Annotated in this window: 13 protein-coding genes; 1 reads left to right on the top strand and 12 read right to left on the bottom strand. The window is 63.4% G+C overall.

Going from position 1 to position 13,624, the window contains the following annotated elements; genetic code table 11:
• Positions 1-6: 6 nt before the first annotated feature.
• From ACUTAF_RS08965 to ACUTAF_RS08920, 10 genes are all read right to left on the bottom strand, one after another.
• On the bottom strand, positions 7-1,230 hold the full coding sequence (locus ACUTAF_RS08965) for an AAA family ATPase (RefSeq protein WP_445579645.1): 1,224 nt from the start codon (positions 1,228-1,230) through the stop codon (positions 7-9).
• Positions 1,224-1,712 carry a TadE/TadG family type IV pilus assembly protein gene (locus ACUTAF_RS08960; RefSeq protein WP_445579644.1) on the bottom strand — a complete coding sequence of 163 codons (489 nt, stop codon included), beginning with the start codon at positions 1,710-1,712 and terminating at the stop codon, positions 1,224-1,226. The genes ACUTAF_RS08965 and ACUTAF_RS08960 overlap by 7 nt, the downstream gene beginning before the upstream one ends.
• The gene (locus ACUTAF_RS08955) at positions 1,712-2,191 is read right to left on the bottom strand and encodes a TadE/TadG family type IV pilus assembly protein (RefSeq protein ID WP_445579643.1); all 480 of its coding nucleotides are present in this window, start codon (positions 2,189-2,191) and stop codon (positions 1,712-1,714) included. The genes ACUTAF_RS08960 and ACUTAF_RS08955 overlap by 1 nt, the downstream gene beginning before the upstream one ends.
• Before the next feature lie 122 nt (positions 2,192-2,313).
• Complete coding sequence (locus tag ACUTAF_RS08950) at positions 2,314-3,666, bottom strand: TadE/TadG family type IV pilus assembly protein (protein ID WP_445579642.1); 1,353 nt, start codon at positions 3,664-3,666, stop codon at positions 2,314-2,316.
• Between the two features lie 11 nt (positions 3,667-3,677).
• The gene (locus tag ACUTAF_RS08945) at positions 3,678-3,899 is read right to left on the bottom strand and encodes a hypothetical protein (RefSeq protein WP_445579641.1); all 222 of its coding nucleotides are present in this window, start codon (positions 3,897-3,899) and stop codon (positions 3,678-3,680) included.
• 317 nt (positions 3,900-4,216) lie between these two features.
• Positions 4,217-5,692 carry a type II and III secretion system protein family protein gene (locus ACUTAF_RS08940; protein ID WP_445579640.1) on the bottom strand — a complete coding sequence of 492 codons (1,476 nt, stop codon included), beginning with the start codon at positions 5,690-5,692 and terminating at the stop codon, positions 4,217-4,219.
• 119 nt (positions 5,693-5,811) lie between these two features.
• On the bottom strand, positions 5,812-6,624 hold the full coding sequence (cpaB, locus tag ACUTAF_RS08935; protein ID WP_445579639.1) for a Flp pilus assembly protein CpaB: 813 nt from the start codon (positions 6,622-6,624) through the stop codon (positions 5,812-5,814).
• Positions 6,625-6,640: 16 nt separating this feature from the next.
• On the bottom strand, positions 6,641-7,969 hold the full coding sequence (locus tag ACUTAF_RS08930; protein WP_445579638.1) for an AAA family ATPase: 1,329 nt from the start codon (positions 7,967-7,969) through the stop codon (positions 6,641-6,643).
• Positions 7,970-7,980: 11 nt separating this feature from the next.
• On the bottom strand, positions 7,981-8,496 hold the full coding sequence (locus ACUTAF_RS08925; RefSeq protein WP_445579637.1) for a prepilin peptidase: 516 nt from the start codon (positions 8,494-8,496) through the stop codon (positions 7,981-7,983).
• Positions 8,497-8,547: 51 nt separating this feature from the next.
• Positions 8,548-8,766, bottom strand: a complete 219-nt coding sequence (locus ACUTAF_RS08920) for a Flp family type IVb pilin (RefSeq protein ID WP_445579636.1) — start codon at positions 8,764-8,766, stop codon at positions 8,548-8,550.
• 435 nt (positions 8,767-9,201) lie between these two features.
• Between ACUTAF_RS08920 and ACUTAF_RS08915 the strand changes: the two genes are divergently transcribed.
• Entirely contained in the window at positions 9,202-10,047 is an 846-nt protein-coding gene (locus ACUTAF_RS08915) for a response regulator transcription factor (RefSeq protein ID WP_445579635.1), read from the top strand.
• A 163-nt stretch (positions 10,048-10,210) separates the two neighbouring features.
• On the opposite strand, the gene ligA is transcribed toward ACUTAF_RS08915, so the two are convergent.
• Both ligA and zipA read right to left on the bottom strand, forming a co-directional pair.
• Positions 10,211-12,574 (bottom strand): NAD-dependent DNA ligase LigA, encoded by a 2,364-nt coding sequence (ligA, locus tag ACUTAF_RS08910; protein ID WP_445579634.1) that lies wholly within the window; start codon positions 12,572-12,574, stop codon positions 10,211-10,213.
• Between the two features lie 96 nt (positions 12,575-12,670).
• Entirely contained in the window at positions 12,671-13,492 is an 822-nt protein-coding gene (zipA, locus tag ACUTAF_RS08905; RefSeq protein ID WP_445579633.1) for a cell division protein ZipA, read from the bottom strand.
• Between the last annotated feature and the right edge of the window lie 132 nt (positions 13,493-13,624).

Here is a 13,624-nt window from a genome sequence, read left to right as displayed (position 1 = left end):
GGCGGTTCACTCCCCGAAAAAGCGGCTGAAGGCGCGTTTGAACAAGCCTTGTTCGGCACCTGCCTGCTTGCCGAGCAAGTCCTTGCTCAGGTCCTGCAGCGCCAGCGTGATCGGCGCACGCGGCGCGTACTGGTCCAGCGGCGCGCCGGTGTTCTGGCTCTGGCTGACCACGGCGAAATCGTTGGGCAGCTTCTGCAGCTCGTTGCAGCGCAGCGCCGTGCCGATATCGCGCAGGCTGATCGGCGCGGCCTTGTCGTAGCGGTTGACCACCACCTGCAGGTTGTCGCCGCGCACGCCCAGCTCGTCACGCAGGATGCGCGCCAGGCGGCTGGCATCCTTGAGATGGCTGAGGCTCTGCTGCACCACGATATAGACCCGGTCGGCCTGCTCCAGGGTGATGCCGGTGAGATGGTCGATCTGCCGCGGCAGATCCACCACCACCCAGTCGTAGGTGCTGCGCGCCAGTTTCAGCAGGGCCTCGAGCTGCTCGATCTGCACGTCCTGCGGCAGGCACAACTCGTTCTCGCGCCCGCCCAGCACATGCAGGCTCGGGCTGAAGTGGCTGCAGAAGCCGCGCAGCGCCACGCCGTCCATCTCGCCGATCTGTTGCAGCACCTCGACGTGGCTGTGGGCCGGGTGCACGTCCAGGTAATGGGCCACGCTGCCGAACTGCAGGTCGAGGTCCAGCAGCAGCACGCTGCCGCCCTTGGCGCTGAGCTGGTGGGCCAGGTTGCAGGCCAGCAGGGTCGCGCCGGAACCGCCCTTGGCGTTCATCACCGCCACCAGCTTGCCGCCGGAGCCGCTGCTGGCGCGCGCCTCCATGACCATGCGGCCCAGGGCCGCCAGCAACTCCTCGGCCGCCACCGGCTCCGGCAGGAAGTCGCGGGCGCCGGCCTGCATCGCCAGGCGTATGCCCTCGCGCTCCTCCAGCGGGCCGCATACCAGCAGCGGCGGGCGCTCCTGGGCGGGGCGCTGCAGCAGCGCCGCCAGTTCCTCGCGCCACAGGTGGCTGACCCGCAGCAGGAGGAAGTCGGGCCTGTGCTGCAGGCCATAGAGCGGGTCGGTATGGCCGTTGCTCACCAGGCGGGTATCGACCTGCAGGCCGGGAATGCGCCGGCAGATGCCCTGCAGGTGCTGCAAGGCAGCCGCATCGCGGCTGCTGATCAACAGGTGCAAGCCCTGTTTGGCGGGTGCCGGAGATGGCGTAGGAACTTCTCTAAGCTTCAGCATGATGTGGGTACCTCGCTCTCGCCATCGAAGCCGAGACTCTCACGGGGCAAGATCGCCCTGAACGTCGGCAGGGTCATCTCCCCCCCGAGCCCCGGGATCAGCAATGTGAAGGGGAAATCGACGACGCTGATTTGGACGAAACGAACGGAAGAAAAACCGCTACTGCTGGGGTTAGGTACAAGGACGCCGTCACCGTCCAGATAGATCAGGGTCAGATCGGCAGTCTCTAGAGCATGGATCAGTGAACTGCTGTCGCCCTCCTCCATATCTATATCGTTGAAGATTGCTCGCTTCAGGATGTCCGGATTATCGATGGTGCATACCGTCGCCAAACGGGCGCCACGACGCACCACTTCGTCAAGGGCATTGACGGTGAACAGCAGGCGCCCCATCTCCAGCACCCCGAACAACAGCACGAAAAGCAGCAGGCCGATGATGGCGAATTCCACCGTGTAGATGCCGCGCATGCGTTTGCCGTTCATCACAGCGCCCTCATCACGGTGGTGGCCACCAGTGGGATGTTCAACGGAATGGCTCTACCGAAGAAGCTCGGCAAGGCGCTACCGATCACCGGCCGGAATTCGTAGTTGATGCTGACCTGAACATGCTCGGTGTCGACTTCGCTTACGGATACCTGCCCAGTAGTAAGCCCGGGTACCACGGGGGGATACGCGCCCGGGATCGGGACACCGTAGACCGCGACATTTCTGGTTCGGGTCTCCAAGGTCGGGGTTTCCAAACCGGTGAGATCTATCTTGCCAAGCGTGCGATTCCACGCCAGCCCGGCGACATAACGCCCGGCATCGCGGCTGGCCTGCATCAAATTGTTGTAGTGGTAGAGCAAGCGCCCGAACTCGCCGATGGCCAGCAACAGGAGCAGCAGCAATGGCAGGGCAATGGTGAACTCGACCATGGCCAAACCATGTTGAGTCCGGCGTTGCCTGAAAACAGGCTGTTTCATTACACACCTCCCATCAAGAACCTGGCCCGTTGCCCTGGCACTCGCCGCACTGCCTTGCCCTCTGTAGTACCTGGGCTCCCGCCTTCGCGGGAGTGACGGTAAATGGCCTTTTCAGAACTTCCCTAGGAGTCAGGGCTCGGCCCACCACTATCCAGATAGGTCTTGTACAACTGGATGATCTGCGGACCGCTGTCATCCCAGGGTGTCGAACTCGGCACGTTGTCGGAATTGCACTCATCAACGAATTGCCCGAATATCTGCGCCTCCTGCCCTCCCGGTGTAACCGGCTGCAGCGTGAAATAGCAGGCGAAGCCAAGTACCGGGATATTGCTCTTGCCATTGAACTCCCCTGCTGCTTTACCGCTGCAGTCGCCAATGACGATATTCAGTATTCGCCGATACGGTGCCGTTTGTTGTTGCTGCAGGCTGCAATTGTCCCCTGGGCAACTTGCGGATGCGTATGTATCAAGCCAGTCGACGTAATCCAAAAGCCCAGTACTACCAGCCGTCAGTTCACCATTGTCCGAGGCCTGTACCGGGTCGTCGCCGTACTTGACCGTTTCTCCGTCCAGCCAAATTGCGTTGTTGCCTTGGCTGGAGTAATCGATAACGTAATCCGCCGGATATTTATCCGAGGACCCATCACCAAAACGGGTATTAAGGCCCTGTGCAACCGGACCGACTTTGTTCCCAGGCTCAGTCGTTGCCGTCTCGCCCACTATATTGCAATCTTCAATCCCACCAGCCAGTGCTTCTCTGATGGTTTTCCCCCCGGTGCCGAAATCCAATAGCTGGAAATTGCCCGGGCCGATAGGAGAGTTGTTATTAGCCGCCGATTTCAAAACGCTGACTTCACCGAATTTGTAACCCCAGAACAGACCCGCATCCGGGTCGTAGGCTGACTCATCAGGATTACCGCAGACCAATAGCGGCTCGATCTTGCACGGTTGGGTCGGGCTTGGCCCCGCGGTGGCAATCGCTGCTACGGCCTTGTCGCCCAGGTTGCCGGAACCGAAACTCTGCACGAAGCCCCAGAAGAAGCCGGCCAGGGGATAATCCGGTACCGTTACCCGCACAAAGCGATCCCCTGTCACACCCGGGCCGAATGGCCCCCTTACCTGGTCGGAAAACGCCACCTGGGCGAAGCCCTCCACACCAGCTGCGCCGATGCCACGGGCCAGTTCACCATTGCCATCGGCCTCGGCATTCAACCGTAAAGTATTCAGTGCAGCGGTACGCGCCAGATCAATGGAGCCTGGCGCTCCCTTGGCCTGCTGCAGAGTCTTGGCACCACTGAGCGCCGCCGCATCTACCGCGTTCTGCAGGCGCGCCTTGTTCAGCAGCATATGGCCGCCATCCAGGGCCAGGGCGCCCATCAGCAGCATGGCGGCCATGGCGATCACGATCAGCACCGTCACCGCACCCCGCTGGCGCCCCGGCGTCGCGGTGAACGGCCATTGAATACGGGGTTTCATGGTCGTGCCCCTCAGTTGCCGATATTGATCTGGATGGGTTGGCCCACCTGGGCCGCACTGCCGGTCACCCCACGGTAGCCGTCCATCACCCTTTCGGTCACCGCGCCATCGGTACCGGTGGCGGAGACCTCGGTGCCGGGGGCGGCCGCCACCGCCTTGTCGGCGATCTGCTGGTAGTGGATGTCGTAGACGGTGGAACCCAGGGTGCCGACCCGGCCTTCGTCGTAGGTCATGCAGGCGCCTGGCCCAAGTGCCAGGAGCGTCAGAAGGATCATGCGTTTCATGCTGTTGCCTCCAGTGATTTACCAATTTGCCCTGGCCATGTAGGAGCCGGGGGGACGCCTAGTTCTTGCCGGCGATCCCCTTTACAAGCGATGAATCGGAATGATCGCCAGCAAGCTGGCTCCTACAATTCCAACCTTCAGTGGCTTCCTTAGGCTCTGAAAAAGCCATCTATCGTCACTCCCGCGAAGGCGGGAGCCCAGGGACTACGCAGATCCTGGATTCCCGCCTGCGCGGGAATGACGGCTATTTCAGAGTTTCCTTAGCGTTAGTTGAGGTCATGCCCGAAACTGCCCTCGCTGACCCCGAGGCTGACCGGCACCGGGCGCTCCATCTGACGGCCCTTGGTCCTGCCCAGCAGATAGAAATCCACATCGCTCGGCTCGACGAACTTCTCGGTGGGCAGGCGCACGGCCCTGGCATCGGTCGGCTTGGCCAGGTGCGGGGTGACCAGGATCACCAGTTCGGTTTCGCCGTTGACGAATTCCTGGCTGCGGAACAGATGGCCTATCACCGCGATGTCGCCCAACCCAGGGAAACGGCTGACAGCATCGCGGGTGTTTTCGCTGATCAGGCCGGCGATGGCGATGGTCTGGCCATTGCCTAATTCGACCGTCGACTGAGCGCTACGCTTGGTCAGCGCGGGCACAAATTGACCGACGCTACCCAAGCCCCCGCCCACACCAGTATCCAACACGAGACTATTGGCGTTGGTAATCTCGCTGACCGAGACGTTTAGATTGAGATTGATGCGCTCCGAATCCAGCACGACCGGTAGGAATCTCACACCAACACCAAACTCCTTGTACTCGATGGTGATGCCATCGTCGTCGGATACCGGGATGGGGAACTCGCCGCCAGAGATGAATTCGGCCTGCTGCCCGGTCAGGGTGGTCAGGGTTGGCTCTGCCAGCACCTTGGTCGAACCGTTGTCCTTGGTCGCCTCCAATATCGCGTCAAAGAGAAAGCTCTCGGAGGCGAAGCTGGCCAAAAAACCGGTACTAGGGCTGAGCAAACCATCGACCAGCGAGGAACTGCTATTGAACCCGCCAAATTCCCAGTTTCCACCAGAGCCTATAGCCAGGAAACGCACGCCAAGTCGCTTGACCAGATCGCGCTTCATTTCCGCCACCTTGACCTCCAGCATCACCTGCTGGCTGCCACCGACGGTCAGCAGGTTGATCACCTCCAGGGACTGGCTGGGCGCCGCCACCGCGGCTTCGCCCTCGCCCTGCACCACGCTGGCGGTTTGCGCGGTATAGGTCTTGGCCAGCTTGACCGCGCTGTCCATGGCCGCCGCGCTGCTCACCTGGCCGCGCAGCACCAGCGCGCCCTGGGCGCTGTAGACCTCGATGCGCTCGTTGGGCAACAGCTCGTACAGCTTGCTCTTCAGCCCGCCGAGGTCGTGCACCACCTCCAGGTCGAGGCTGTCGATCAGGCGGTTGCCGCCGTCCCAGAGCAGCACGTTGGTGCTGCCCAGCGAGCGCCCCAGCAGGTACAGCTGGGTCGGGCTGGTCACCAGGATGTCGGCGATCTCCGGGTTGCCCACCGAGACCTTCTTCACCGGGGAGCGGGTGGTCAGCACCCGCGACTTGTAGATGGGTACCTGAATATTGCTGACGTTCGCCGCCGGCATCGCGCTGACCGCCGGCGTCGGCTCGGCCGCCTGCAAAGCGGCACCCGACACTAGCCCGGCGCCTAGTACGTACAGCGCGTATAACCCGAGTCTCCGGATGATATCCATGCCCTACTCCTTGCTTGGTATGTCGCGTTGCCTGCCTAACAGGAGCACCGGCGCTACCGATGCCATTGGTTGCCACGGTGCGAGGTAAACCCTCACCTCACACCTCACACCTCACACGCCTACAGCTGCGCCTTGGCCGCCTGCACGTCGATACCGCGGATAATGGTGACGCCACCGCCGCCGCCACTGCTGCGGCGCACCACCGGCTTGGGCGCCGGCGCAGGCGCCGGGGCCTCCACCTGGGCGACCGCCTCCTGCACCGGCGGCAGCGGTTTCTTCTGGTTGTCCAGCGGGTTGCGCAGCGCCAGTTGCAGCTTGCCTTCGGTCTGCGCCTTGACCAGCACTTCCGTCTCTTCCGGGGTCATCTCCAGGGTCACCGCGCGCACCACCACCGGCTGGGTCTTGTCGGTGCTGGCGGTCTGGTCCACCGCCAGCACGCGCAGGTCCTCGAGAATGGTTTCCGACTGGGCGTTGTTGTTGCCGCCGAGCTTCTTGGCCACCAGCACGTCGACCCGGTTGCCCGGCAGCAGGAAGCCGCCGACGCCGACCACGTCGTCGACCCGCACCGAGATCGCGCGCTTCTCCGGGGCGATCAGCGAGGCCAGGGTGCTGCCGCCCAGATGCTCGGCCAGGCGCGCGCCGCGCACGATGTCGCCCTTGAGCATGGCGAAGGTGGCGATCTTGCCGGTGACCTTGTCGGTGGCATCGAAGGCGTCGTCCGGCACCGTGCCCTTGGGCATGCGCACCAGGGTCACGTGCTGGGCCTCGACCATCTGCCCGAAAGGAATCTCCACCGTGGCCACCACCACGTTCTGCAGGTTGTCGTCCGGCCCGGCGTTGAGCCGCGCGGTCAGCCAGTTGTTGGCCAGGAAGGCCGCGCCCAGGCCGAGGACGAGCGACAGGGCGATCAACACGAGCGTGCGAGAGTTCATGACGGTGCCTCCTTGTTCAACTGGCCTTGAGGCTGACGAAGTAGTTGCGCCAGGCCCAGATCAGCGTCTTGGGTGTGAGGGCTTGCGAGTCGTCCCCGCCCTGGTAGCGCTGGCGGTCCAGCGCCATGCCGAGCAGGTCGCGCGGGTGGCACGGCAGCAGCGGCCTGGCCTCCACCCGGTGCAGGCGCTCGATGGCGTAGGCCACCAGGTCGGGGTCGAAGGGGATGCCCAGTTTTTCGCACTCCTGCTGCCAGATGCGTTGGTACTCGTCCGCCTGCAGGTGGTCGAAGTGCAGCTTGTAGCCGATACGCCGGAGGAAGGCCTCGTCGGCCAGCTCCAGCGGGTTGAGGTTGGTGGAGAACACCAGGATCAGGTCGAAGGGAATCTCGCAGTGGCGGCCGCCACCGAGGTTGAGGTAGTCCTTCTTCTCCTCCATCGGCACGATCCAGCGGTTGAACAGGTCCACCGGCGCCACCCGCTGGCGGCCCAGGTCGTCGATGATGAAGATGCCGTTGCTCGCCTTCAGCTGCAGCGGCGCCTGGTACAGGCGGCTGTAGGGGTCGAAGCGGATGTCCAGCATGTCCAGGGTCAGCTCGCCGCCGGTGATGATGATCGGCCGCCGGCAGCGCAGCAGGCGGCGGTCGATGCCCTGGTCCAGGCGCAGGCTGCGCTGGCCAGCTTCGGCCGGCAGCGGCTGGTGCAACTGGGGGTCGAAGATTTCCACCACCGCCTCGTTGATGGCGATGGCGTGGGGTATCCATACCGCCTCGTGGAACAGGTTGATCAGCCGCTGGCTGATATAGGTCTTGCCGGTGCCGGCCGGGCCGTAGATCATCAGTGCCCGGCCGGAATTCATCGCCGGGCCGAGCTGGTCGAGCAACTCGTCCTGCAGCACCACCCCGGCGAACGCCTCGCGCATGGCCCGGGCGTCGATCCGGCTGTCATGCACCGTCTGCGCCAGCAGCAGTTGCCGGTAGCGCTCCACCGGGTAGGGCGCCGGGCCTATATAGCCGCTGCGCGCCAGGGCATCCTTGGCCGCGCTGCGGCCACGCTCGGTCAGGCCATAACGCAGGCCCTGCCCACCGCCCGCCTGGCCGAGCACCTCGATACGCCCGTCCTTGCGCTGGTAGCCCAGCACCTCTTCCAGCACCGAGCCGGTCAGCGCCAGGCGCTCCACCAGCTGCGCCATATCCAGCACCCCGGCATCGTGCAGATGCTTGCACACCAGGTCGCCGAGAAAGGTGTCCGCCAGCCCGGTTTCCGCCACGCTGCGCGGTTGCGGCGCCAGGCGCTGGATCGGGTCGAGATCTTCCGATTCGGTGCTTAGGGGACTTAGCGCATGCATGGCCGGACTCCCTAGAGAGCAAACATGAAATAGCCGCTGGTCAAGGTGCCCAGCAGTATCGCGATCGAATAAGGAAAGGGCTTACCGACTATTTCGTCCGCCGCCGGCGCCACATAGGCCCGCGCCCGCAGCATCAGCCAGTAACGCCCCAGGGTCTGCTGTACCTGACGGCGTGCCAGCACCAGCAGCAAGCCGCACAGGCCGCCGGCAATCAGGCTGAACAACGCCGTCCACAGGGCGTAATGCGGCGTCATGAAACTGCCGACCATGGCCATCAGCTTGACGTCGCCGGCCGCCATGCCGCCCATGGCGTAGAGCGGCAGGAACACCCCGAAGCCAATCAACAGCCCCAGCGCACCATCGCCCAAACCAGCAAGCTCGCCGGCATAAGCCTGGCCGGCCAACCCCAAAGCGAGGCCCAGCACGACCAGGAAGTTGGGAATGCGGTGGCGACGCAGATCGCTCGCCACCGCAACACCCAGCAGCCCTAGTAGCAAAATGGCGGGGAACATCTGCTCTATGGACATCACTACATCCCTTAATCTGGGAATTAGGTGGGAGAAAACATGCCCTCTAAATTACTGCGGGCAAGTACCACCACCACCTCCTCCTGCAGTTGCGCCAACACAATCAGAGAGTGCTGTGATCTGCGTGTCGACGTTCTGTCCCAAAGTAATGAATGCAGCTACAACACCTAGCGCTATCAGGCCACCAGCAATTGCATACTCCACGATGGTCAGGCCGTCCTCGTCTTCGACGAACTTCATCACCGAAGTCTTGATTGCTTGAAAAGTCATTTTGTCCACCTCACTCGAGTGTTGGTACGGAGAAGGCGTCGCGCTGTACTCCTGTCAGTACTCCCTGTGTGCTTCGCCTGCTTCAACCCTAGTCAGCGGCCAAGCGATGGGTTAGGAGGTTTTTGCGCATCGCTGGTAATTTTTTGCAGGCGGCATGCATGTCGAAAAATAAGCGCCAATAATCTGCCCTTCATCGACCCGGAACAAAGCAGCAAGCAGGAGGACATCAGCGGGCTCGCGCCTCTCTATCCCGAGGCCTGACGCGATAACGCGGAGGGATTCAAATGCTGTTAATAGCTGTAGGGCGCCACGGTTATAAGAAAAAATTCTTGGCGCTAATGGCTATCTGACTCTATTCCTGTAAAGCAATGGAGTCAGTTAACTGTCGGGAAGTGCTACGCAACATTAACTAGACAAAAAGTTGACGTAAATCCGATGAATTCTCGCCCCCCATGTACACCGCGATTGCTCTGGTTCGATCTCACCCATGATCGATCGGCCGCCGACTGTATCGCCGTATTCGCCGACAGGTGCCGGATCACCCAGGCGAAGGATCTGAGCCTGTCCGGGCTGGGCGCCGAGCAACGCCCGGACATGATCTGCATGCACTACGACCGCCCCGACACCCTGGGACTCGGCTTGCTGATGGAGGTCAAGCGCATGGCCCCCTCGATTCCCATCACCATGCTCACCGTGCATCACTCGGAGGAGCTGGCCGTCTGGGCGTTCCGCTCCGGCGTTTGGGAGTTCCTGGTACTGCCGTTGCTGAACGCCGAGCGCGACCGCTACCTCAAGGCGCTGCTGGCGCTGTGCCAGATGCGCAGCAACCCGACCGGCAACGGCAGCAAGCAGCTGCTGACGCGCGAAAACCTGCTGCCTGAAAGCATCCGCCTGACCCAGCAGCATCAGCAGCAGCAACCGCTGCAGCAGGCCATGCGCTATATCGAGCAGCATTACAGCGAACATCTGGAACAGAAGGTCCTGGCCGAACGCTGCGGCATGACCCCGTTCCGCTTCAGCCGCCTGTTCAAGCAGGCTTGCGGCATGAGCTTCCCGGAGTACGTGCAGCGCAAGCGCCTTGAGAAGGCCGAGGAGCTGCTGGCCAACAGCCAGATGCCGATCACCAGCATCGCCTATGCCGTAGGCTTCCAGGATCCGTCCTACTTCGCCCGCGCATTCAAGCAACAGTTCGGCTGCTGCCCCAGCGACTTCCGCAGAAGCGAGCCGCTACCCGGCCAGGGCGATGAACCTCTGACACCCCAGCACAGCCTGAGCTTCTGAGCCGCCGCTAAGCACGACGCTCGCGCAAGGGGCCAGCGTCCGCGAATCGCAGACGACACACCGCCTTACGAGCCCCACGCCGGGGCGAAACCGTTAATCCCGAGTCGCCGTCCCGAGCGCATTCGCCGCGGAGCGCGGCTCCCACCGAGCCGACGGCGAATCGTCACATGGGGTGGATGCCGTAGGCCTTGAGCCGTTCGAGGAACTGCGCTTCGTCCAGCACCGTCACACCGAGCTCGCTGGCCTTGGCCAGCTTCGAGCCGGCGCCAGGGCCGGCAACCACGCAATGGGTCTTGGCCGATACCGAACCGGCCACCTTGGCTCCCAGGCTTTCCAGCTTGTCCTTGGCCACATCGCGGCTCATCACCTCCAGGGTGCCGGTCAGCACCCAGGTCTGCCCCGCCAGCGGCAGACCTTCGGCGACTTTCTTCTCGCTCTGCCAGTGCATGCCGAACTCGCGCAACTGCTGTTCGATGGCGCGGGCGCGCTGGACGTTGTCCAGGTTGTCGAAGAACTCGCGCACGGCCTTGGCCTGCTTCTCCGGCAGCGTCTGGCGCATATCCAGCCAGTCGCCGTTCAGCACGCCCTCCAGGCTGCCGAAGCGCTCGGCCAGCTTCTGCGCCGCGCCCGGTCCGACGCTGGGAATGTTCAGCTTGTCGAGCATGCCGCCGAGAGTGGCGACGGCGCTGAACTCGGCACCCAGCTCGCCCTCCTCCTGCAACTGCAGCCCGCACTCGCCAAGCAGGGCGTCGATCACCTGCTGGTTGTGCGCGTCCTCGAAGAAGCTGTGGATCTCGTGCGCGACCTCCAGGCCGATATCCGGCAGGTAGGTCAGCACCTCGGGCAAGGCTTGGCGCACGCGCGCCAGCGAGGCCAGCGAGCGCGCCAGTACCTTGGCGGTTTCCTCACCCACATCGGGAATGCCGAGGGCATAGATGAAACGCGCCAACGCGGGCCGCTTGCTGTCCTCTATGGCGGCCAGCAGCTTGTTGCTGGAAACTTCGGCGAAGCCTTCCAGGTCGATGATCTGTTCGAAGCCGAGCTTGTACAGATCGGCCGGCGAGCCGATCAGCTGCTCGTCCACCAGTTGCTCGATGGTCTTGTCGCCCAGGCCCTCGATATCCATGGCCCGGCGCGAGACGAAGTGGATGATCGCCTGCTTGAGCTGCGCCTGGCAGCTCAGGCGACCGACGCAGCGGTATACCGAACCTTCGCTGACGCTGGCCCTGCCCTTGCTGCGCTTGATCAGCTGGGTGCGCTCCACCGCCGAGCCGCATACCGGGCACTGCTCGGGAATATGCACGGGCCGCGCATCGGCCGGACGCCGCTCGGGCACCACGGCCATCACCTGGGGGATCACGTCACCGGCACGGCGGACGATCACCGTATCGCCGATCATCAACCCCAGGCGCGCCACTTCGTCCATGTTGTGCAGGGTGGCATTGGCCACGGTCACGCCGGCCACCTTGACCGGCTTCAGGCGCGCCACCGGCGTCACCGCGCCGGTACGGCCGACCTGGAACTCCACGTCGAGCAGCTCGGTGAGCTCCTCCTGCGCCGGGAACTTGTGGGCGATGGCCCAGTGCGGCGTGCGCGCGCGAAAGCCCAGCTGCTGCTGGTCCTCGATGTTGTTGACCTTGAACACCACGCCGTCGATGTCATAGCCCAGGCTCATGCGTCGCTGGCCGATGTCGCGGTAGTAATCCAGGCAGGCTTCGACACCTTTGGCCAGTTTCAGCTCGCGGCTGATGGGGATGCCCCAGCTTTTCAGCTGCTGCAGCATGGCCACCTGGGTGGCCGGCAGCTCGCCGCTGACCTGACCGACGCCGTAGCAGCAGAATTCCAGCGGACGGCTGGCGGTGATCTTCGGGTCGAGCTGACGCAGGCTGCCGGCCGCCGCGTTGCGCGGGTTGGCAAAGGTCTTGCCGCCGGCTTCGGCCTGGCGCGCATTGAGCTCCTCGAAGCCGGCCTTGGGCATGTACACCTCGCCGCGCACCTCCAGCACCTGCGGCCAGCCCTCGCCATGCAACTTTAGCGGCACGTTGCGGATGGTGCGCACCTGGGCGCTGATGTCCTCGCCGGTGCTGCCGTCGCCGCGGGTGGCGCCACGCACCAGTTGACCCTGCTCGTAACGCAGGCTGACCGCCAGGCCGTCGAGCTTGGGCTCGCAACTGTACTCGACTTCGGCGCCGCCGCCGAACAGGTCGCCGCCGGCCAGGCCCAGGCCGCTCTGCACGTTGCGGTCGAAGGCGCGCAGGTCGTCCTCCTCGAAGGCATTGCCCAGGCTGAGCATGGGAATCTCGTGGCGCACCTCGCCGAAGGCGCTGAGCGCTTCGCCGCCGACGCGCTGGGTGGGCGATTCGGGCGTCACCAGCTCCGGGTGCTCGGCCTCCAGCGCCTGCAGCTCACGAAACAGGCGGTCGTACTCGGCATCGGGAACACTCGGCTCGTCCAGCACGTAGTAGCGGTAGTTGTGCGCATCCAGTTCGTTGCGCAGTTCGGCGATCCGTTGGGCGGCGTCGGTCATTGCTAATGTGCCTCAAAGCGTCATGTGGCAAGAACAAAAAAGCCCCAAGCCAAGCGCTCGGCTTGTAGCTTGAGGCTGGCAGCTTGCCGCTGCGTGTTAGCGTTTCTGGGTCAGCTGGCGGCGCTCGAACTCGACGATGCGCTGACGGTAATGCTCGATGGTCTGCGAGGTCATCACGCTACGCTGGTCGTCCTTCAGCTCGCCACCCAGCTCATGAGCCAGCTTGCGCGCCGCGGCGACCATCACGTCGAAGGCCTGCTTGGGATGGCGCGGGCCGGGCAGGCTGAGGAAGAAACTCACCGCACGGGTACTGAAGCCCTCGATGTCGTCCAGGTCGAAAGTGCCGGGCTTGACCGCGTTGGCCATGGAAAACAGCACCTCGCCGTTGCCGGCCATGCTTTCGTGGCGATGGAAGATGTCCATCTCGCCGAAACGCAGACCGCTTTCCAGGATGTTCTGCAGCAGTGCCGGGCCCTTGAAACCGATGTCTTCGCGGGCGACGACGTTGATCACCAGCACTTCCTCTACCGGAGCGGCATCGGCGGCCGGCTTGGCGGGCTTCTTGGTTTCCTTGGGTTCGACCTCGTCGACCGGGTTGAGCAGCGTCGGCACCGGCTCGTCGACCGCCAGGTTGAGATCGCCCTGTTGCGGTTCTCGGTTACGCCGCGGCAGTTCCTTGGCGCTCATCGACGGCAGATCGTCTTCGTCGAACTGCGGTTCCAGATCGCGCTTGATCACCCGCGGCGGGCTGAGCAGGTCCGGATCGCCCTCGTCATCGGGCATATTGGCGAAACTGCGATCGAGCTTGAACTTCAGCCGCCCCTTGCCGCCGCGCATACGGCGCCAGCCGTCGAAGAGAATGCCAGCGATAACGATGATGCCAATAACAATCAGCCATTCGCGCAGACCGAATTCCATGAAATACCTAACCCCTAAATTCTGGTGAAAAAAGATCCCGGCAAACGGACCCTGACTTGACTATAAGCGCGGCGCCAACTCCATGTTCTGTCTGACGTTTTCCGCGTGTAATAAAAGTGGGCAATAAGCTAG

Source organism: Pseudomonas sp. SP16.1 (assembly GCF_052682975.1).
Note: the sequence above shows the minus strand (reverse complement) of the source record. Positions and strands in the feature narration are given on the sequence as shown.